Below are 20,150 nucleotides of genomic sequence, written 5' to 3'. Positions count from 1 at the left end.
GCGCTCCGCGCAGTTCTTCCATCCCGAGTCCAGGGCTTGCCCTGGTTCGGGTCGAGGGGCGAACAGCCCCCGCGGGGCCCGGGGCAGCGCCCCGGCGAGGCGCCTCCCAGATGAGACCAATGCTCAGCTCCTTCGGCGGCGGGGCCGACTTCTTCGCAGGTGCCGGCGGAGGCGCAGGCTTCGGCTTGGGCGGAGGCGGCGGCTCGCAAGACGCGACATTGCCGTGGAACGTTATGGGCATCAACCCGCGGTTCTTCAGGTCCGCGCGTGGGTCGAAGACGAAGAGCGGCGTGAGGTCGTGGCAAGCGACGAGCTGCCGGGCGGCAGGGCCGAAGACCGGGTTCCCATCGAAATCATAGGTCCACTCATTGTAGGCCGGGCCGTGCGGGTGCGCGCAAATGCCGATGTACCGGATCGGCGTCTTGCGCTTGCATTCTTGCCCGAGCGCGGGCGACGCGGGCAAAACGAGCCCGAGGATGAGGAGCACGACGACGCCGATCCGCGACGCCCCAGCGCGGTGGAGAGACGACGCCCAGCGGACCACCGAAAGGAAGAGATGCATCGCGCTGCCCCCCATGTGCAGGCTACTCGAAACGCTGGATAGCCCGGACGCAAGGTCCGAGTAACGGCCGCGCCAATGCCGGGCCGTGCGCATCGTCACGACGTGTCGACCGTTCAACCCCCGGGGAGCCCCTCCCCGCCGTGAGGTTCACGCTTCCCCGGGCCCGTCGGAAAAGCCGCGCATTGCGCGGGTTTTCCGCCTTCGGTCCAGGCCGTGCCTGGTCCGGGGTCGAGGGGGCGGACAGCCCCCCGTGGGGTTTGGGGCGACGCCCCGAATTCTCCCTCCTAGTGGCGGCCGGAGAGCGGATCCTTGCGAGGAAAGGTGCCCCGAGGAAGGACGCTGGGCGCAGCCGACGCCGAGGGGGCCGGCGCGACCGAGGAGGCCGGAAGGAGGGTCGATGCAGAAGGCGAAGGCGGCGGGGGGAGGCTCGCGCGGGCCGAGGGCGGGAGGCCCGAAGCCGCGGGAGAGGCGCTCGTCGCGGCGACGGGCGCGTCGGGGTCGCTCGATTGGATGAAGACGACGCCGAGCACGAGGCCCGCCGCGAGCGCCGCGGCGACGGCGAGGCCGACGTAGACGGAGCCACGCGAGGCGCGAGGCGGAGGCGGGATGTCGAGCGCAGGCCGAACCACGGCGTCGGCGGAGCTCGCGGCCGCGCTCGGCGGAGGCGTGGGCACGTGCGCGGGGAGATGCGGATCCGAGAGCGTGGCCGGGAGCCGAGGGACAGGCGGAGGCTTGATCGCGGGGAACGCCGGAGCGCTCGGAGGGAGCGCCGGGGTGCTCGCGGGCAAGGCCGACGCGGGCGGCGGAGCCTTCGATTCGAGGGCGTCGAGGAGGATGTCGATGGAGTCGCGCCCCGAGGGCGGCGCGCGCATGGTCTCGCTGTAGGCCATGCCGCCGAGCGCGCGCCGCGAGGAGATGACGGCGTCGATGAGCGCGTCGCCCTCCTCGATCCCGAGCGCCGCCGCGAGCGCGGTGACGGCTTCGCCCGCGGAGCGGAAGCGCTTGCCGATCTCGCGATGGCAGCAGCGGAGGAACCAGGCGTCGTAGGCAGGCCCGAGCATGGCGCCGAGCGCGCTCGGCGGGCGGATGGGGTCGTACGCGATCTTGCCGATGAGCTCGGCGACGGTGTCGGACTCGAAGTGATCTCGGGCCGTGAGGAGGCGGTTCGTGACGAGGCCGAGGGCCCACACGTCCGTCGCGGCCCCGACGAGCGAGACGCGTCCCGTGGCCTGCTCGGGCGACATGAAGAGCGGCGTGCCGAAGATGCGTCCCGTCTGCGTGCGCGAGACGATCTGCGCGATCGTGGCCGCGTCGCCCGTGAGCTTGGCGATGCCGAAGTCGACGAGCTTGATGCAAGGGACGCCGTCCTCGCGCTCGATGAGGAAGAGGTTCTCCGGCTTGAGGTCGCGATGGACGATGCCGAGGGCGTGCGCCTTGTCGAGCGCGCGGGCCGCCTGCCGCATGTAGAGCACGACCTCGGGGGCGGGCAGCGCGCCGCGGCCGTCGAGCTCGGCGCCGAGGTCGCGGCCGCGGAGGTACTCCATCACGAAGAAGGGCGCGCCGTTGAGCTCGGGCGCGACGTCGGCGTCCGTGATGCGCACGACGTGATCGCTGTCGATCCGCGCCGGCGCGCGCGCCTCCACACGGAAGCGGGCGATCTTCTCGGGGCTCGCCGCGGCCGGGTCGTGCAGCAGTTTGAGTGCAAACTGTTCGTCCGTGTGGACGTGCTGCACGAGGTGCACGGAGCCGACCGCGCCGCGCCCGAGCTCCCGGATCACGCGATACCGACCGGCGATGACCAGGCCGGGGGTGATCTTCTTCGTCTCCGGCATGCGCTAGGCGTCCTCGGGTGACTCACCATCCTAGTCAATCCCGAGGCCAAACGAAAGCGGGGCGCGGCCGCTTGGCGCTCGCCTTCGCCCGAGGTAGGTTCGACCCATGAGCACCGAGGGGATCTCGGAACGGGACTTCGAACGCGCCGCGGACGACACGCTGCGCAAGCTCGAGCGGGCGCTCGGCGACCAGGACGGGCTCGAGGTGGACCTGCAGATGGGGGTCCTCACGGTCGAGTTCCAGGACGGAACCCGGTACGTCATCAACAGCCACCGCGCGGCGCGGCAAATCTGGATGGCCGCGGAGCACAACGCCTGGCACTTCGACCCGCGCGCCGGCGGGGCGAGCTGGAACGCCTCGAAGGACGGCGCGGAGCTCTGGACGACCGTGCAGGCCGTGCTGTCGCGCAAGCTCGGCAGGACGATCGAGCTCACCCCCTAGGCGCGGAGGAGCCGGCATGCGCTCTGTGCCTCGCCTTGCCCTCGCCGCGCTCGCGCTCGCGCTCGTGACGAGCGCGGCAGCCGAGGCCCCCGCCTACTGCCGCGCCTCGACGTGCGCCGAGGGCCAGCTCTGCGGGCCCCCGCCCTGGGACGACCCGGCCTGCAAGCCGCTGCTCTGGAAGCGGCCCTGCGTGGGCGTGAGCGTGCAGGTGGAAGGCTCGGAGGAGGTGCCCTACCCGCTGGCCCTGGCGGTCGTCGAGGAGTCGTTCCGGGCGTGGGAGGAGCCGGTCTGCGAGACGGCGCTGCCTGGGCCGCCGAACATCCACGTGCAGAACCTCGGGCCCGTCGCGTGTGATCGGGTCGAGTACAACTCGAAGGCGGGGAACGCGAACGTGGTCGTGTTTCGCGACGCGACGTGGACGCACCCGGATGGGCCGCACAACATCGCGCTGACGACGGTGACGTTCGACACGAAGACGGGCGAGATCTACGACGCGGACATGGAAGTCAACACGCACGGCTTCCCCTTCACGACGTCGGACAACCCCGAGGAGGTGCAGACCGATCTGCTCTCCGTGATGACGCACGAAGCCGGGCACTTCCTCGGGCTCGCGCACGCGGAGGACGCGAACGCGACGATGTGGCCGAACTACACGTCGGGCAGCCTCCTGCCGCGCACGCTCGCGGCGGACGACATCGCGGCGATCTGCGAGGTCTATCCGCCCACGGGGGAGCCCGTCGACACGGCGCGCTGCAATCCCCTGCCCCGCCACGGCTTCTCGCCGGAATGCGCGGCGAAGCAGACGGAAGGCGACTGCAGCGTGCGCGGTGCAGCCGGCAGCGGCGAGGCGGGAGACGCCGCGCCGGCGCTCGCGCTCGTGGCGCTCGGGATCGTTTGCGCTCGAAGGATCAGAGCCCGAAGCGCACGCCGAGGCCGGTGAGGATGCCCGAGAGGGTCGGCGCGACGTCGAGATCGATCGCGACGCGCGGCGTGGGCCGGAACGAGACGCCGATCCTCGGCAGGACGACCCACGGGTAGACGAGCGGCCGCACGCCCCCGTCGAACCAGCTCGGCTCTTCGTAGGCGCCGTAATGGTCGATGTCCTTGTCGAGCTGGTTGCAGTAACGGAAGCTGCCCGGCGGATCGTTCGGCGCGATGCAAGGCCGGTACGTGTACGGATCCGCGGGCGCGAAGCCGGGCGGATAGGCCTGCGTGCGGTAGAGGTCGCCGAAGAAGGTGTAGCCGACGCCGAGGCCGCCGCCGATGCGCAAGCGGAAGCGCTGCGCGCGATCGAGCGGGATGTTCCATACGAGCTCGAAGGAAGCCTGCAGGGAGGAGAGATCGGCCCAGACGATCTCGTACTCCGTGTCGGGCGTGCCGCGCGGCTTGAAGGGCGTGGGCGGCAGGAGGAAGGCCGCGTATCCGAGCGTGAACGTGATGTCGAGGTTGCCCGAGGGGCGCACGAGCGAGAGCGCTCCGCCCGGCGCGACCACGGTCCGCCCGCCGTCGCCGAAGATGTTCATGGCGAACCGCGGGATGACGTAGCCGCGGTACGCGGCGCCGAGCCAGAGGCGCGGCTCCTTCGAAGGGACCGTGGGACCGGGCGCGGCCGAGGATCCGAGCGGCGCGAGATCGAGCGTGACGACGCGGCGCTCACGCTCGTCGAGGGTGATCGTCTCCTTGCGCTCCTTGCGGCCCTTGGCCTTCATCACGACGGCGAGCTCGTCGCCGGGATCGACCTTCTGCGGCTCGGTCGGCTGCTCGACGGGCTCGCCGTCGATCGTGACGACGACGCCCTCGTAGCCCTTGGGGATCACGAAGGAGAGCGTGGGAATGCGGGCCTCGACGTCGCGCAGCTTGCGCTTGGCGGTCTGGATGGCCGCGCGATCGCCGCGGGTGTGGGTCCGATCGGGCGGCTCCTCGGCGACGACACCGTAGAGGGCGCTCGCCTGGAGGAGCTCGGCCGCCATCTCGTAACAGCTCGCGAGCGCGACCGCCGTCTCGGGCCGATGCCGGATGCCCTCGGCCTCTTCGAGCAGCGGGACGGCGTCGCCGCATTCGCCCTTCCGGGCGAGCGCGATCCCCTTCTGGGCCTGCGCATCCCCGGGCGCAGCGTGCGCGAATGCGGGGGAAAACCCGGCGGCAGCGACGGCGAAACCGACCCCGAGCCGGCGGCGGATCCACGTCGGCCCGGGACGATCCGGGCCTGTTCGTCGGTCGCGACCTGCGGCGCTGGTACGCCTCTTCGGCATGGCTCGGTCGATCGCGCGGGCTGCCATCGCCCTCGCCGGTCCGCATCCTACGCGGCCCCGAGCGGCCGTGCCGACAAAGTTACCACCGCCCTCGTCCGGCGGCCTCCGAGGGTGACCCCGGGTCCGGCCCCGACCGTCCGGTGGTGAGATTCCCCGCCCGAGAAAGAAAACGATGGGCCGCGAGTTTTCCTGCTTCGACGTCCCCGAGTGACGCTTGTAATCTACCGCTGATGGACCCAGGCGCAGGGAAAAACGGGCCGAACGGTCCCGATAACACCCCCGGGGCCGCAGGTACCGGGCGGGGTATTCTTTCGAATCCCACGCGTCGGACCCTGCGAGCCGGCGAGATCCCGTCGACGATGATCGAGTGCGTGCACGCCGAGCAATGCGGCGGCTGCCCGCTCATCGGGATGGACTACGCCCAGCAGCTCACGACGAAGCGCGCGCGCGTGGTGAGCGCGATCGTGCACTACCCGGCGCTCGAGCTTCTGTACACGCGCCAGGTCGTGCCCGGCGATCAGATCGTGGGCTACCGCGGCCGCGCGAAGCTCATCGTGTCGCCGACGGGCGGCATCGGGCTCTACGGCCGCTCCGGCAACCACGACGTGATCGACATCCCGAACTGTCGCGTGCTCGCGCCCGCGCTCGCGGAGGTGACGACGGTCCTGCGTGGCCTCATCGCGTCGCCGCCGCCGGAGGCCCGCGGGCTGCTCCTGCCGTACGATCCACACGGCGGCGGCGTGCTCCGCGCGATCGATCTGCGCGAGGTGCACATGCCGAGCACGACGGCGCTGCCCGAGACGACGACGACCGCGCAAGGCAACCGCGTCGGCGTGCTGCTGACGTTCGTGCTGCAGCGTGATCGCGTGCCGTCGCGCGAGGAGCTCAAGGAGGCGGGGCGCGCGATCCGGGCGCTCTTGCCGCGCGTCGTGGGCATCGCGGCGAACCTGCACGAGGCGGACGCGCCGCAGATCCTCGGGCCGGAGACGATGGTGCTCGACGGCGTGCCGCACGCCGAGGATCGCATCGGGCCGACGTACCACGTGGCCTCGTTCGGCTCGTTCGTGCAGGTGCACCGCGGCCAGGCGTCGCGCGTGCACGCGCTCATCACGCGCGAGATCGCCTCGCTCGACATGCAGCTCCTGATCGACGAGACGGGCACGAACCGCAGGCAGCCGCGCGTGCTCGATCTCTACGGCGGCTCGGGCGCGATCTCGATCGCGCTGTCGCACGCGAAGAACATCGTGACGATGGTGGAGTCGTTCGCGCCCGCGGTGCAGAACGCGCGCGCGGCGGCCGAAGCGCAGGGGCTCGGCAAGCTCGACGCGCGCGTCGGCGACTCGGCCGACGTGGTGAACTCGCTGCTCGCGAACAACGAGAAGTTCGACGCCGTGGTGATGAACCCGCCGCGTCGCGGGGTCTCCCCCGCGGCGCGCGAGGCCATCGCCCGCCTCGGCGCGCCGCTCTGCATCTACGTCTCGTGCGACCCCGACACGCTCGCGCGCGACCTCGATCACTTCAGCCGCCTCGGCTACACGTCGAGCGAGCTCATTCCGATCGACATGATCCCTCTGACGGAAGAGGTCGAGACGGTCGCGGTGCTCAAGCGCGCACCGCCCGCGCAGCCGCGCGTGATCTACGAGGACGACGACGTCATCGTGGTCGAGAAGGGCCCGCACGAGCCGGTCGAGAACCAGCCGGAGTACCTCGGCTCGCTCATGCAGCGCTGTCTGCGCTTGCCCGGCGTTTCGAACCTCAAGGTGGTGAACAAGCTCGACACGGGCACGAGCGGCCTCTGCATCTTCGCGCGGAACGAGGTGGCGCGGCAGCTCTGGACGACGGCGCTCGCCACGAGCGGTCGGCTCATCTACCTCGTCGCCGCGAAGGGCGTCACGCCGACGAAGGGCGCCATCGCGCGCGATCTTCGCGAGGGCGGCCGCAGCTACATGGCGAGGACGCGGTACCGCCGCCTCGCCGTCGCTTCGGGCCACTCGATCCTGCGCGTGATCCCCGACGGGCACAGGCCGCACCAGATCCGCCGCCACCTCGCGGCGATCGGGCATCCCGTGCTCGGCGACGAGCGCTACGGTCACGTGCCCACGAACCGCTACTTCGAGGAGAAGCACGGCCTCGATCGCTCGTTCGTGCACCTCATCCGCATCGAGATCGTGCATCCGCGCACGGGCGCGAAGCTGCTCATCGAGTCGACGCTGCCGGGCGATCTGCGCGCGTCGCTCGAGCGCGCGACGGGTTCGTCCGTGATCAAGTTCCTCGAGCAGAAGCACGCGCTCGGCGAGAACCGGGCATCGTCGATGCTGCCCGGGGAGCCGGCGAGCGCGCCGATGCCGCCGCCACGTCCGCTCGATCGGGGCGGCTCGCAGCCCGCGATCGGTCCGATGCCGAACGATCTCGCGCCGCCGCCGCCGTCGTACCCCCCGGACTCGCTCGCCGAGCCGATGTCGTACGCGTCGCCCGATTCGTTCGCGGCGCCGCCGTCGTACGCCACGCCGCCGCCCGCCTACGCGCCGCCGCCGACGTACGCGCCGCCGGGTGGACTCCCCTCGCCAACCATCACGGAGGCGCCGACCGAGCACGTCCCCGAGCTCGACGAGTCTCCCCGCACGATCCGTCACGCCATCGTCTCCGACGACGACTGAGCGGACCCGACCAACCTACCTACATACCGCCCGCAAAAGTCCACGATCTGGTAGGCTCGCGCCGTGCCGTCTCAACTCACGGAAGAGCGCCCGCGTATCCTCGTGGTCGACGACGAGAAGGTCATCCGCGACATGCTGGCGGATTTCCTGGGCATGGAGGGCTACATCGTCCGCACCGCCGAAGACGGCACCGCCGCGCTCGGGGAGCTCACGAAGTCGCACTACGATCTCATCATCAGCGACCTCAAGATGCCGAAGATGGGCGGCATCGCGCTGCTCGACGAGATCGGCAAGAGCGCGCCCGACGCGCTGACCGTGATCATGACGGGGTTCGGCACGGTCGAGACGGCGATCGACGCGATGAAGCGCGGCGCGTACGACTACGTGCTCAAGCCCTTCAAGCTCGACGAGGTGATCCACGTCGTGCAGCGCGGCCTCGAGAAGCAACGCATGGCCGCGGAGAACCTGCGGCTGCGCGAGGCGCTCGGGCTGTACAAGGTCAGTGAGGCCATCCAGGCGAGCCTCTCGCTCGATCAGGTGCTCGAGACCGTGGCCGAGAGTTGCCTCTCGGAGGTGCGCAGCGATCTCGTCTCGACGTGGCTCGACGACGGCGAGGGCGGGCTCTTCGAAAGGCAGCACATCCGCGGACCTCTGCTGCCCGAGGACGCGGCGATCGGCGTGCTCGATCACGACAAGATCGCCGAGCACCTGCGCACCGAGGCGACGCTGCTCGAGCAAGGGCCGCGCGGGCTCAAGTTCTTCTCGGCGCCGCCCGAGGTGCCGCTCTACTCGATCGTCGCGGTGCCGCTGCGCATCGGCCAGCGGTTCATGGGGTTCATCGCGCTCGGCTCGTTCTCGAAGGGACGGCGCTTCGAGGAGGGGCAACGCAAGCTCCTCAGCATCATCGCCTCGCGCGCCGCCGCCGCGATCGAGAACGCGCGCCTCTACCAGGATCTGCAGGCGACGTTCCAGCAGACGATCCAGGGCCTCGCGAAGGCCATCGACAAGATGGATCGTTACACCTCGGGCCACTCGGATCGCGTCGCGCTCTACGCCGTCTTCCTCGCCAGGCAGCTCGGCCTCTCCGCCTACGAGGTGGAGATCGTCCGGCAGAGCGCGCTCATGCACGACATCGGCAAGATCGGCTGCGTCCTCAACCTCAACAAGCCCGGCAAGCTCACGCAGGACGAGTACGAGGTCTTCAAGAAGCACCCGGTCTTCGGGCGCGACATCCTCGATCCCATCAAGTTCTTGCACCCGCTCATCCCGGGCGTACACCTGCACCACGAGCGCTGGGACGGGCGCGGATATCCGCTCAAGTTGAAGGGCAACGAGATCCCCATCATCGCGCGCATCATCGCCGTGGCCGACACGTACGACGCCATGACGAGTGACAGATCCTATCGCCGCGCGCTGCCGCACGAGGTCGCCGTGGCCGAGATCGAGCGCTGCTCCGGCTCGCAGTTCGATCCCGAGGTCGCCGCGAACTTCACGGAGAACATCGAGGGCTACCGCGACGAGCGGCGCAGCGCCGGAGACAAGGTGCCGGAGTAGTGGGCGAGAGACAGGCGAAGGCGTATTTCCTCGGTCGACGGCGCTACGAGCCCATCCACGCGCTGCAGCAGCAGCTCGTCTCGCTCCGCGCGGACGGGCACATCGAAGACCTCATCCTGCTCGTCGAGCACGAGCCCGTCGTGACGCTCGGCCGCGCCGCCGACGCGGGCAACGTGCTCTTCGGCGAGGAGCTGCTCGCCGAGCGCGGCGTCGATCTCGTGCAGACCGGCCGCGGCGGCGACGTGACCTATCACGGGCCCGGACAGCTCGTGTGTTATCCGATCCTCGATCTCAAGCCGGATCGATGCGACGTCCGCCGCTACGTTCGATCCCTCGCGGAGGTGATGATCCTGCTCGCGCGCGAGCTCGGCGTGGAGTCGGGCGTCGTCGATGGGCTCATCGGCGTGTGGGTCGATCGCGCGAAGCCCGGTGAGTGGGCCGGCGCGCCCTGGGCCGGCGAGATCGCCAAGCTCGGCGCCATCGGCGTGCGCCTCTCGCGATGGGTCACGATGCACGGCTTCGCGTTCAACCTGTCCGTGGATCTCGCCAGCTTCGGCTTGATCGTCCCGTGCGGGATCCGCGACCACGGCGTCACGTCGATCGAGGAGCTCGTCGGCCGCGCGCCCGCTGTGCGTGACGTCGCGCTCGGGTGCCACGCGCTCCTTTCGCGCGGGCTCGAACTTTCCGTCGCGCGGGTAGAGGACATCTCGGACGTATCCGATCTCGAGAGCGCGCTCCCGGGGCAGGCCCGAGCATCTTTTGGCCCCGCAGAGCAAGAAAAACCCGCCGCCGGCTGATTCCGCGCGAGGTCGCTTCGTGCGATCCTCGTGACTCGTGGGGTCTGCTTCTTCGCCTCCGCCTGCCCAGGTCTCCGTCTCCGCGACGTCGGCCGATCCTTCCTCGGATCGCTGCCCGCGGTGCGGCGGCCGGGGCACGCCGCCGCGGCGACGAAACAACCCCTTCCTCGACGGGCTCGACATCGCCATCATCTGCGAGGACTGCGGCCTCTCCTTCCCGGCCAAGCCGCCGCCGCCCCCGCCCTCGGGTCGGCCTCCCTGGTGAATGGAACGAACCGGGCGAACCGAGCCGAACCGGGTGACACAGATGGATCGCGCTGTGCTACGGTGCGCGCCATGTCCGTCGTGGCAGCGAGCGTCCTCGGCCTTGGTCTCGGGCTCAAGCACGCGTTCGAGGCAGATCATGTCGCAGCCGTGTGCACCTTCGTGGCGCGCGGCGGGACGGTCGCGCGCGCGGCCTGGTCCGGGGCGCTCTGGGGGCTCGGGCACGGGGCCGTGATGGTGCTCGTCGGCGGCGCGCTCGTGGCCTCGGGCGCGACCGTGCCCCCCTCGATCGCCCTCGCCCTCGACATCGCCGTGGCCGTGATGCTGGTCGGGCTCGGAATCGGCGCGCTCGTGTCGCGCCGGCAGAAGGTCGCAGAGGAGAGCGCCCCTCCGAAGACGGTCAAGCGGCCGCTCCTGGTCGGGCTCGTGCACGGCGCCTCGGGGACAGCCGCCCTCACGCTGCTCGTGGCGAGCACGATGCAGGCGCGCACGGCGGCGCTGGTCTTCGTGGGCGTCTTCGGGCTCGCGTCGGTGATCGGCATGGCGCTCATCGCGGCGCTCGTGGCCTGGCCGATGCGCTCGCTCACCCGCGTCGCCCCGTCGCTCGGCCCGCGCCTGCAGGCCCTCGCCGGCCTCGGGTCGATCGCGGCCGGGATCGCCGTCGCGGCGACGGTGATTTGACGGGCGAACGGCGCAAAAGAAGCCTCCGATCGATCGCTCGCCCGTGCAGCGGCGACCGAAAATCAGCTAAGAAGGGCGCCACATGGGCGCGACGCGGCAAAAGCAGCTGAGCAAGGCGCGGACGATCGCGCTCGCCAGCGTCGCTGTCCTCGGCACGGGCGCGGCCGCGTTCGTGACCGTGCCGGAGCTCATGCTCGCGCACGGGACGCGGGAGGCGAAGGCGTGCCTCGCGTCGTTCGAATCGCCGCAGCCTCCCGATGAGCTCGGGTGCCGCGGGCCCATCGAATGGATGCTCCTCCCGGCGCGCCTGCCGCTGACGGCGAACCGCGCGCGCTACCGGGCCGAGGAGCTCAACGCGCGGGTCGCACTCGCGAACTACGTCGAAGCGGCCGTCTCGGGGGCGCCGGAGCGCCTGGCCAAGGCGGCGGACGCGCTCGACCACGAAGCCACGGTCGTGAAAAACGGCTCGCAGCGCCTCACGTTCGACGAGCTCGGCCCCTCGGTCGGCGCGCCGGACGTCGGGCGGGAAGCGGACGCGGTGGGCGATCGCCGCACGCTGCTCGCGCGGGGCGAGACGTGGCTCGACTTCCGCGTGCGGATCGCGGCGATGCGCGCGGCGCTGCTCGAAGCCGATCCGAAGCGCGCCGAGCTCCTCGCGCGGAGGTACGCCGACTACGATCCGCGCGATCACGACCACCGCACGGCGATCGCCACGGTGCTCTGCATGGGCCTCGGCGACGATCCGAAGCGCGGGTTCGAGATGCTGCCGTTCGTGCAGGATGATCGGGCGGCGCGACGATACGAGGGAATGTCGCGGGATTTCGGCGAGGTCCGCGCGCTCCTCGTCGCCTGCGCCGCGCGCGCCGGCGCATCACCGCCTCCGATGCCGGAGAAGCCGCAGGCGGGCGGCGCGGACGCGGTGGAGCAACGCGCGCTCCTGCGGCTGCGCCTCGCGACGTCGCACGCGAACGGCGAGGCGACCGAGCCCGTGCGATCGGCCATCGCGGCCGCGAGGTCGCTCCTGGAGAATGGACCGCGCGGGGCGGGCGCGCGGATCGCGCTGCTCGCGGCGGTGCTCGCGGCGGGCGCGGATCTCGACGCGGACGAGGTCGCTCGGCTCTCGCGGGCTCGCGACGACGAGGATCCGCTCGCCGCGCCGATCGCGTGGACCGCGACCGAGTGGCTCGCCGAGCGGCGCCCCGAGCTCGGCGACGCGGAGCCGCCGCCGGTGGTCCCGGGGGCGGCGTTCGTCGCGGCGGCGCGCGGCGTGCTCGGGCTCGAAGCGAAGCTCCGCGCGCCCAAGGAAGGCACGCGCGGCGCGACCGCGGAGGCGCTCGTCGCGGCGCGAGGCGCGCTCTGGCTCGAAGCGGCGATGGCGCTCGCGCGGGAAGGCGAGGCCGTCGGTGGAGCGACCGCCGCCGACGAGGCCGCGACTGCGCTCGGCCTCGGGTCCCACGGGCGCGCGCTCTTGCGGTCGAACGTGTTCCGGTTGGCCGGTGACCGGGAGAAAGCGTTCGCGGAGCTCGCCGTGGACGACGCGCCGGCGAAGGACGAGTTGAAGGGGAAAATCGCCTCGGATCCGCGAATCCCGGCCGCGGTCGCGCTCCAGCGGGCCGAGCTCGCGATGGCGCTCGGCAAGCGCGAGGAGGCGCGGGCGTCCGCCGAACGCGCGGAGGCTCGCGCCGAGGCTTGCCGCGACGTGCTCCTCGCGGCGCGGGCGCGCTGGCAGCTCGCGGCGCTCGGCGCGAGGACCGCGCCGCCGCCTCCGTGGGCGGACGTCGAGGCGGGCGCGGCGCTCACGTGGATCGGCTTCGGCCATCCGCTCGAACCGTATCGGGCTGGCGACGCGGGCGCGCAATCGGCGCGGGTCGCGCGCGCGCTCGACGGCTGGGTCGGCCTCGCGGCCGCGGAGCCCGCGCTCCGCCACGCGGGACGATGGGCGGCGCTCCGGGATCGCGGCGACGCCCCGCCCTGGCTCGGCGTGCACCTCGCGCTCGCGGGGCGCTTGCTCCCGCCTTCCGAGGGGGACGTCGAGGTCTGGCTCGACGCCGTCTCCGCCTTCGACACGCGCCGCTTCTCGCTCCGCTCGTATGCCTTCGCCCGCGCCGACGCCGCGCGCATGCGTGGCGACGCCGAGGCCGCGGCGCGCTGGGAGGCGCGTTATCGATTCCTGCGCGGCGTCGCCTCGGATCCGACGCGGATCGAGCTCGCGCGGCACCTCGACCTGTAAAAGGTGCTATCGCTCTGTCCGATGCGACGGACCCGCGCGTTCTTGCTCCTTGCTTCGATCCTCTCGATTCTGGCCTTCGCGCCTGCGGCCGGGGCCTACGAGCGGCAGTGGCACGTCGGCGGCGGGCTCGGGTATTCCCTCGTCCTGCCCGGCGGGAGCATTCCCACCACGGCGACCTCGCTCGACGGCGTCGGCGTCGCTCTGCATGGCACGTACGGCCTCACGGACGCCTTCAACCTCATGGTCCAGGTCGATGGCAGCTTCGCCCCCGGCTCTCCGCCCGTCCTCCTCGCCGGCGGCGGCGTGGGCGTTGGATACGTCCTCGATGTCCTGCGCTGGGTCCCCTGGTTCGGCGTCATGGCCGGCGGGTATGCGGTCTCGGCCTTCGACCCTTGCGGCGCGGCCGGCGAGACGGGCTGCACGAGCGGCCGCCTCGGCCTCTCCATTCCGTTTGGCATCGACTACCAGATCAGCCGCAGTTTTACGGTGGGCGCCTCGGGCCGGTACGGCGTGCTCCTCCTCGGCCCCCAGGGCGGCTTCGACCAGATGATCAGCGCCTTCCTCCGCGCCGAATACGTCTGGGGTTATTGAGGCGATTCTTTCGACCGGCGGGATCGCGGCGCTTTTCGCGGCGCTTCGGGCACCCGCGCGGTCGGCACCACGCTCCCGCCCGGCGTCGTGCTCGCGCGGGCCACCTTCGGCGGCATCTTCTGCGTCGCGATCTGCGACGAGTCGCGCGGCTTCGGCGACGAAACGATGGTCACGCGCGGCGTCGTCCTCGACCCGTGCGACGTCACCACCGCCGGGACCTTCGGCGTCTGCGCGGCCTGCGATCCGGACGGCGTCCGCGGCACCCGCTGCGTGGGCGCACAGACGTCCGTATCCGCGGCGACCACGAGCGCGTTTCCGACCGGGAGCGGCGCGCGGACGGGCCTTCGGGACGTCCTTTGCTCGATGGCCTTGGGGGCGGACGTCCAGCCATCGCGGGCCGTGGACGGGCTCGCCGGGGGCGACGAAGGCATCAAGGGTTTCCGTCGCGAGGGCGGCGGCGGGTGGTCCCGCGTCACCGTGACGCCCGCCGGCGCGGCCGGCAGCACGACGCTGACGAGCGCGCCGCCGAGCTCCGACCGATCGAGCGTGAGCGTCCCGCCGTGCGCCACCGCGACCTGCCGCGCCAGCGTCAGCCCGAGCCCGATCGACTCTTTTTTCGTCGTGAAGAGCGGCTCGAGCATCCCGGCCCGCACATCGGGTGGGATGCCTGGCCCCGAGTCCTCGATGCGCATCGAGACCTGATCCTTGTCGCGCGTGATGGTCACGCACACGAGCGGCTTTTGCGGCGCCTCGCCGGCCTTCTTCGCCCCGGCGGCGACCGTGCAGGCCTCCACGCCGTTCGTGAGGAGCGCGAGCAGGAGCTGACCGAGATCACTCCGCTTCCCCACCACGACCGGCGACGACCCGTGCACGGCCGTCACCAGCAAATCCACGTTGCGCCCGCGCGCCGTGGGCTCGACCAGCGCCGCCGCTTCGTGCGCGAGATCCTCGAGGTCCACGGGCTCGGCGTTCGACTCCTCGAGCGCGGAGAGCAGCCGCGTCCCGGCCGTCCGCGCGAACTTGAGCGCCGTCGTCGCTTCGTCCTGGATCCGCGCCAGATCGTCGAGCGCCGAGGCCACGCCGGGGAACCGCACGCGCAGGTGGCCGATGAGCTTCTCTTGCTCCTCGAGCTGCGTGCCCAGTGACGACAGCGGCCAGCGCATCTCGTCGGCGAACCCTGCCGCGAGCGAGCCCAGGATCGCCAGCCGCGCGAGCTTCGCGTCCGCGCCGCGCCGGTCTTGCGTGCCCGCGCGGGGCTTCGCCTCCTCGGCGAGGATCACCGCGCGATCGCGCGCCTTCTCGTGCGCCATCGACAATGCGAGCATGTTCGCCGCCGTCTCCAGAACGAACGTCGCCTCGGGCGAGAGCATCTCCGGCGACGGCGCAGCGACGACCAGCGCGCCGAGCACGTCCCGGCCGATCATGATCGGCGCGGCGAGGATCGTCCCCCAGCCGGAGACGTTCACGAGCTCGGGATCGATCCGCCCGGCGAGCGCCGCGGCGGCGTCCGTCTCCGTGGCCACGCGCCTCTTCTTGACGGCCGTCTGTGCTGGAAACCAGGCCACCTCGGAGCTCGGAAACATGCCGATGTAGGCGCGCAACGTCGCGGGCAGCCCGACGTCTGCCACGAGCTCGAGCCCGTCCTCGGTGGCCTCGTACGCGGCGCCGCGCTGGGCGCCCACGCCTTCGAGGACGAGCGCGAGCGCCTCGGAGAGCAGCCCGCCGGCCTTGCCGCGCGCGAGCAGTCCGGACAGGCCGAGGAGCGCCTGGAGCGAGGGGCTCGGCCTTGTCGCGGCGATCGTACGGCGGGCGGCCATGATGCCCCGAGCGTACTCGGAATCGGGTCGTTTCGGGGAGCGGTTCGAAAGGGTTAGGGCTGGGTCGTCTCCGAGGAGGCGCCTCGCTCCTGTTCATCGGCGGCCTTGGGCGTGCTCGTCCGGGAGAGGAGCGGTGGTACGTGAGCGTCCACGTTCCGGATCCCGAACAGGGCGACGCCCACGGTGCGCAGTTGATCGTGACGGTCCTCGACGAGCTTCCAGAAGCGATCGCGGATCATGGCAGCCGCAGGACGCGCGCGCTTCGCTCGGGTGGAGCTCGCGGGCTTCAACGTTTGCACGAGCCAAGTGCCGGTCTTCGCAAGCTCGTCGAGCTGCTCGTCCGAGAACGGATGTTTCCCGGCGAGCGTCGGCGCGACTTCACGGAAGAGCCCCGCAATGTCGATGCAGTCGCGAGCGTTGTCGAGCTTGCCCTTGCCCGTGCGGATCGCGCGAACGCGATCCTTCGCGACCAAGCCGAGCTCGGCGACGATCTCCAGGTACGTGAGGGTGAGATCCCGCAGCGGTCCAATCCGCGTGAGTGCGGCGTCGATCTCGCGGGTGGAGGTCGCCTTCGTGATGCGGCCGTCGGCGTGGAGGAGCGCGAGCGCGAGCGCAGGCAGTTCGAGGAGCTCGTGGACGGCGACCTTCGGCAGGAGCTTGGGGATCTGCGCGACGTGGGGCCGGATGGCATCGACGCCGCGACGAACGTTCGTGAGAGCGATGCTTACGTCGCCGCCACGCATGGTGACGTCCTCGGGGGGCAGGGCTTCGGCGAGCAGGAGAAAATAGGCGTACGCCGCCGCGGCGTCGTCGGTCGTGAAGGGTGTCGCGGATGCAGCCTTTTTGTTCTTGACGGCGGCAGCGCTTTTACCAAGGGGTGTCCGTTTGGTTGCGCGAGCAGCCGGCAGCTTCGTGGTCTTGGACATGTGGCCTCCGCTCCAAGAGGACCAAGACTATGGGAAACTTGCTTGGGAAAGTTGATGCATCAACGTTTCTTCCGAAGGTCGGGGATCGAGAACAAGCGGCTCTGAACAGACGGACGCACGATGTCTGTATCGAGCAACTTCGTCATCGGTTCGCGCACCTCTCCCTTCGCGCCCTCCTTGCGAAGCTCGCCAACCCCGCAAAGCGTGTTCAGACTTTCGCCAAGCATGTTCTTCGACCCAGGCGTGGTGTTACAGAGGTTCTCGTACAACGTACGAAGCGAGACGCCGTCCTTGTACTTCTCCTGCAAGAGCGCAGGTAGTTCATCGATCAACGCCTCCACGGTCTGCGCGCGAGCGGAGTCATCGAACGCGAAGTCGAACGCGAGCTGGTCCTTAGAGGCTTTCGAGGGATCGAAGCCCAAGACGAGCATCTTGGTCCCGGGGCGACCATGGTGTCGGAAGTGATTTGCGATGTCCCAGTGAAGTTCCTTCACGACATCGTTCGCTCGTGCACTGTTGGCGAGGTGCAAGAACCAGTAGGAGCGATGGCTCTTCGTCGACGTGATGAAGAACGGGGTGTAGCAAGTCGCTCCCGCATGCTTGGCAAACGTCTCGTGGAGGAGCCACTGGACGTAGAGCATGGTTTGATTCCGATCGTGCCCCGTCATCTCGTCGATCTGCTCGATCTCCTTCCTGCCCTCGATGAGGGCAGAGAGAGAGTCCACGTCGACATGAATGGTCGACCGCAGCGTCGCAAGCGCCTCCTGCATCGACGAGGCGTACGCGGAGATGTGCTCCACGGCGAGCGTGAGAAACACCTCGGCTTTCGGTAACTTCTGAAGAATCCCACGGATCATGTCGACCGGAACGTCGCTGTATCCGTACTGATCCAGCACAAAGATCGGTCGCGGAGTCGGCTTGGGCATGGACAGGATCTGGTCGACGACGCCCCAGATGTGGTCCTCGAAGGATCCATGGATCCGATGGACCTTCTCTTGGCAGAACGAGGCTCCGAACCGCTTCACGAGCGTATCGTCCAGGTATCTGAAAGCTGCAGCGTTCCGCTCGATGAAGACGTACCGATCATCCACGACGATCGGCTTCTGGCGTGGCTTGTTGATGTCGTCGATCGCCTTGCGAACGCCTTCGATCAAGATGAGGGGAGAGCCAGGGCGGATCGTGGATTCTCCCTTGATGACGTACTCACCTCCCCCAGCGAAGCCGTCAACGACGACAAGCCCGAGTTGGGGCACCTTCCCGCCCCGCATGAGGATCTGTACGTACCGCTCTACGTACTTCTGGAGAATCGTGTGCTTCGCGAGGCTGTGCGGCTCCAGCACCGCAGGCCCGCTGCTCCAGTCGTATTCTTTCTTCGGCACGTCCGCCCCCGCTTCTCCCTCACTACTCCGCCGCGATCACATCCAGCCCGAACATCCTCTGAAGCGTAGCCCTCTTCATCATGCGCTCGTGCGCGCTTGCAGGCGACGCAGCTTGGATATCGGGATACTCGTCGTACGTTCGCCCCTGAAGCAGCCTCCCCGTGCGTGCCTTCAGCACCCCGCCCCACTGCTTGAAGAAGAACGACACGCCCGCGTCGCGGCACTGATCTCGGAGTGACAGGACCCACGCCTCCTCCATCCGCCGAGCCCGAGGCCCGCTCTCCCCGCCGACGATCACCCAGTCGATCCCCCGCAGATCGACCCTGCCAAGATCTTCGAGCAAGGGTTCGATCGACAGGAAGCGCACCTTCGCGGGCGACTCCCGTAGCGCGTCGATGCGCGGCAGGCCGTACTTTCGGTCCTCCACACTCACGCCAAGCCAAACATGCTTCCGGTGCACGAGCCGTGAGGGCATCTGCGCCGTCAGGTCACGCATCCGCCGTGCCCGTTTCGTGAGCACCTGGTAGATGTGCCAGTCGGCGGCCGCCATGACCTCGAAGACCTGCTGGACGTAGCTCTCCGGCACCTGTTCCTGGAACAGATCGCTCATCGAGTTGACGAAGATCCTTCTCGATCGAGACCAGCCGACAGGATCGAGTAGCTTGCCCGGGACGAGGCGGAGATCGAACCCCTGCTCGTAAGGATGGCCAGGGACGCCCCGGAACCGCTCCGCGAAAGTTTCCGCATAGCAGTGCTTACAACCGGGGCTGATCTTGGTGCACCCGCGGACCGGGTTCCACGTGGCGTCCGTCCACTCGATGGAGCTCCCGTCACTCATGACGGCATCCGTTGCGTCATATGGACGTATGTACAGTATGAACCCTGGTGGGGGCAAGGGTTACATTTCGCAGGCGACCCGCGTTCGACGCAGCGCGTGCACCCTCGCAGCACGAGCCTCATGAGCCTGGCGGCGCAGCAGACCCTGCGAACGGAGCAGGCAGTCGAGTAGCCTAGGTCGTGTGCTTCTTCCGAGGAGAAGGGGGGAGAGGAGGAACGTCAACGGAACGACGTCCGGCGCGGCCCCTCTCCTGCACCGCGTCGGGTGAAGCTCTTCACTCCCGCCCCCCGCGAACCCCCCCCGCGCTCGAAGCTCTTCCCTCTCCGAGCCGCTCCGGTCGCGCCGCGCCTCTACTGGCAGGTCAAGCTACCGCAGTCCTCGCTCTTCGGATCGAAATCGGTGCATTTGCCGTTCGGCTGCAGCCCCCAGGTGCAATAGCTGAGGTAGCTGAAGCCGTCGATCGCATTGAACGTCATATTGATGTCCGAGAACACCGGCGCCGCGTAGCAATCGTTTTGCTCGTAGCCGCGGTAATAGATCTTGTCGTCGACCTCGACGTTCGAGTCCTGGAGCTTGATCACGCCGTAGTCGCCGACCACGACCTCGCCCATCCCCATCGGCGCCGGGTTTGGCTGGGGCACCGGCTTCACGTTCGAAACCCGCACCTTCACGCCGCCCCACCTGGCGTGGAAGTCCGCGTCCGTCGTCGAGCCGAGCTTCGCCACCTCCGCCGCATCCGTGAACGCATGCGGCGCCGGCACGGGCCCCGTCCCCGTCCGCTCCACCGCGCACGTGAAGGCGATCTGCGTCTGCGGCACCTTGCTCCCGTTCATCTCGTTCGCGCACGCCGCGAGCAGGAACGAATCGGCCACGCCCGTGATGTCGAGCACGTCGCCCGGCTTCACGTCGTCCGGGATCGCGTCGCCCGGCAGCGGATCGCCCTCGAAGTAATTCGAAAGCTTCGGGCAGTACGCCTTGTTGCCGCCCGGCGGGATCGACGCGGGCACGCCGTAGCTCAGCACCATCACCCCGGAGTACTCCTTCGTCTCCGCGAGGCCCGGCGCCGACACGAACACGCCCCAGAGGCAGTTTCCGGCGTTGCTCTGCGAGACGAGGAACTTGTGGCTCATGGCGACGGCGCCCTTCACCTTCACGGGCGTCCCCTTCCCGACCGCGCCGCTCGCCTTGGCGTTCGTGATCTGCTCGATCGTGACCTCCTTGCCGTCGCAGGTCGCGCCGCCGCCGGAGCCACCCGAGCCGCCCGCGCCGCCTGCGCCGCCGGTGCCGCCCGCGCCGCCAGGGCCGGGACCCGCGGGGCCCTGCGCGCC

16 protein-coding genes and 1 pseudogene are annotated in these 20,150 nt (G+C 69.9%); 9 read left to right on the top strand and 8 right to left on the bottom strand.

Going from position 1 to position 20,150, the window contains the following annotated elements:
- A pseudogene (locus tag QHF83_RS50125) lies at positions 1–562 on the bottom strand (hypothetical protein); the annotation flags it as partial.
- A gap of 284 nt (positions 563–846) precedes the next feature.
- Entirely contained in the window at positions 847–2,394 is a 1,548-nt protein-coding gene (locus QHF83_RS50120) for a serine/threonine-protein kinase (RefSeq protein WP_282425286.1), read from the bottom strand.
- 106 nt (positions 2,395–2,500) lie between these two features.
- Here QHF83_RS50120 and cyaY point away from each other — a divergent pair, with 106 nt between their 5' ends.
- Positions 2,501–2,836: an iron donor protein CyaY gene (cyaY, locus tag QHF83_RS50115; protein WP_282425285.1), complete on the top strand. Its 336-nt coding sequence runs from the start codon at positions 2,501–2,503 to the stop codon at positions 2,834–2,836.
- A gap of 16 nt (positions 2,837–2,852) precedes the next feature.
- On the top strand, positions 2,853–3,776 hold the full coding sequence (locus QHF83_RS50110; RefSeq protein WP_282425284.1) for a matrixin family metalloprotease: 924 nt from the start codon (positions 2,853–2,855) through the stop codon (positions 3,774–3,776).
- Here QHF83_RS50110 and QHF83_RS50105 read toward each other — a convergent pair.
- On the bottom strand, positions 3,745–5,088 hold the full coding sequence (locus QHF83_RS50105; protein WP_282425283.1) for a hypothetical protein: 1,344 nt from the start codon (positions 5,086–5,088) through the stop codon (positions 3,745–3,747). The genes QHF83_RS50110 and QHF83_RS50105 overlap by 32 nt on opposite strands.
- A 359-nt stretch (positions 5,089–5,447) precedes the next feature.
- Between QHF83_RS50105 and QHF83_RS50100 the strand changes: the two genes are divergently transcribed.
- The 7 genes from QHF83_RS50100 (at position 5,448) to QHF83_RS50070 (ending at position 13,862) form a co-directional block, all read left to right on the top strand.
- A complete protein-coding gene (locus tag QHF83_RS50100) occupies positions 5,448–7,745 on the top strand; it encodes a pseudouridine synthase (protein ID WP_282425282.1) in 2,298 nt (765 codons plus the stop codon).
- Positions 7,746–7,808: 63 nt separating this feature from the next.
- Positions 7,809–9,299 carry an HD domain-containing phosphohydrolase gene (locus tag QHF83_RS50095; RefSeq protein WP_282425281.1) on the top strand — a complete coding sequence of 497 codons (1,491 nt, stop codon included), beginning with the start codon at positions 7,809–7,811 and terminating at the stop codon, positions 9,297–9,299.
- The gene (lipB, locus tag QHF83_RS50090; RefSeq protein ID WP_282425280.1) at positions 9,299–10,096 is read left to right on the top strand and encodes a lipoyl(octanoyl) transferase LipB; all 798 of its coding nucleotides are present in this window, start codon (positions 9,299–9,301) and stop codon (positions 10,094–10,096) included. Before QHF83_RS50095 ends, lipB begins: the two co-directional genes overlap by 1 nt.
- Positions 10,097–10,133: 37 nt before the next feature.
- On the top strand, positions 10,134–10,361 hold the full coding sequence (locus QHF83_RS50085; protein ID WP_282425279.1) for a hypothetical protein: 228 nt from the start codon (positions 10,134–10,136) through the stop codon (positions 10,359–10,361).
- Positions 10,362–10,432: 71 nt separating this feature from the next.
- Positions 10,433–11,041, top strand: a complete 609-nt coding sequence (locus tag QHF83_RS50080) for a hypothetical protein (RefSeq protein WP_282425278.1) — start codon at positions 10,433–10,435, stop codon at positions 11,039–11,041.
- Between the two features lie 82 nt (positions 11,042–11,123).
- Positions 11,124–13,271: a hypothetical protein gene (locus QHF83_RS50075; RefSeq protein WP_282425277.1), complete on the top strand. Its 2,148-nt coding sequence runs from the start codon at positions 11,124–11,126 to the stop codon at positions 13,269–13,271.
- Positions 13,272–13,292: 21 nt separating this feature from the next.
- Positions 13,293–13,862 carry a hypothetical protein gene (locus QHF83_RS50070; protein WP_282425276.1) on the top strand — a complete coding sequence of 190 codons (570 nt, stop codon included), beginning with the start codon at positions 13,293–13,295 and terminating at the stop codon, positions 13,860–13,862.
- Here QHF83_RS50070 and QHF83_RS50065 read toward each other — a convergent pair.
- The 5 genes from QHF83_RS50065 to QHF83_RS50045 all read right to left on the bottom strand — a co-directional run.
- A complete protein-coding gene (locus QHF83_RS50065; protein WP_282425275.1) occupies positions 13,856–15,679 on the bottom strand; it encodes an ATP-binding protein in 1,824 nt (607 codons plus the stop codon). The genes QHF83_RS50070 and QHF83_RS50065 overlap by 7 nt on opposite strands.
- A 53-nt stretch (positions 15,680–15,732) precedes the next feature.
- A complete protein-coding gene (locus QHF83_RS50060) occupies positions 15,733–16,605 on the bottom strand; it encodes a hypothetical protein (RefSeq protein ID WP_282425274.1) in 873 nt (290 codons plus the stop codon).
- A 59-nt stretch (positions 16,606–16,664) separates the two neighbouring features.
- Positions 16,665–17,984 carry a three-Cys-motif partner protein TcmP gene (locus QHF83_RS50055; protein WP_282425273.1) on the bottom strand — a complete coding sequence of 440 codons (1,320 nt, stop codon included), beginning with the start codon at positions 17,982–17,984 and terminating at the stop codon, positions 16,665–16,667.
- 22 nt (positions 17,985–18,006) lie between these two features.
- Complete coding sequence (locus QHF83_RS50050) at positions 18,007–18,822, bottom strand: phage Gp37/Gp68 family protein (RefSeq protein WP_282425272.1); 816 nt, start codon at positions 18,820–18,822, stop codon at positions 18,007–18,009.
- Positions 18,823–19,172: 350 nt separating this feature from the next.
- On the bottom strand, positions 19,173–20,150 hold a 978-nt coding region (locus QHF83_RS50045), incomplete at its 5' end, for a hypothetical protein (RefSeq protein ID WP_282425271.1).

It is taken from the genome of Polyangium sp. 15x6, assembly GCF_029960785.1.
Classification (GTDB): domain Bacteria; phylum Myxococcota_A; class Polyangia; order Polyangiales; family Polyangiaceae; genus Polyangium.
The sequence above is the reverse complement of the archived record's forward strand: the minus strand, read 5'-3'. Positions and strand labels throughout refer to the sequence as shown.

Excerpts from the sequence above, each read along its gene's own strand:
- QHF83_RS50120 (WP_282425286.1), bottom strand. The coding sequence starts at position 2,394 with ATGCCGGAGACGAAGAAGATCACCCCCGGCCTGGTCATCGCCGGTCGG.
- QHF83_RS50050 (WP_282425272.1), bottom strand. The coding sequence starts at position 18,822 with ATGAGTGACGGGAGCTCCATCGAGTGGACGGACGCCACGTGGAACCCG.
- cyaY (WP_282425285.1), top strand. The coding sequence starts at position 2,501 with ATGAGCACCGAGGGGATCTCGGAACGGGACTTCGAACGCGCCGCGGAC.
- QHF83_RS50075 (WP_282425277.1), top strand. The coding sequence starts at position 11,124 with ATGGGCGCGACGCGGCAAAAGCAGCTGAGCAAGGCGCGGACGATCGCG.
- QHF83_RS50060 (WP_282425274.1), bottom strand. The coding sequence starts at position 16,605 with ATGTCCAAGACCACGAAGCTGCCGGCTGCTCGCGCAACCAAACGGACA.
- QHF83_RS50100 (WP_282425282.1), top strand. The coding sequence starts at position 5,448 with ATGATCGAGTGCGTGCACGCCGAGCAATGCGGCGGCTGCCCGCTCATC.
- QHF83_RS50110 (WP_282425284.1), top strand. The coding sequence starts at position 2,853 with ATGCGCTCTGTGCCTCGCCTTGCCCTCGCCGCGCTCGCGCTCGCGCTC.
- QHF83_RS50070 (WP_282425276.1), top strand. The coding sequence starts at position 13,293 with ATGCGACGGACCCGCGCGTTCTTGCTCCTTGCTTCGATCCTCTCGATT.
- QHF83_RS50105 (WP_282425283.1), bottom strand. The coding sequence starts at position 5,088 with ATGCCGAAGAGGCGTACCAGCGCCGCAGGTCGCGACCGACGAACAGGC.
- QHF83_RS50080 (WP_282425278.1), top strand. The coding sequence starts at position 10,433 with ATGTCCGTCGTGGCAGCGAGCGTCCTCGGCCTTGGTCTCGGGCTCAAG.
- QHF83_RS50065 (WP_282425275.1), bottom strand. The coding sequence starts at position 15,679 with ATGGCCGCCCGCCGTACGATCGCCGCGACAAGGCCGAGCCCCTCGCTC.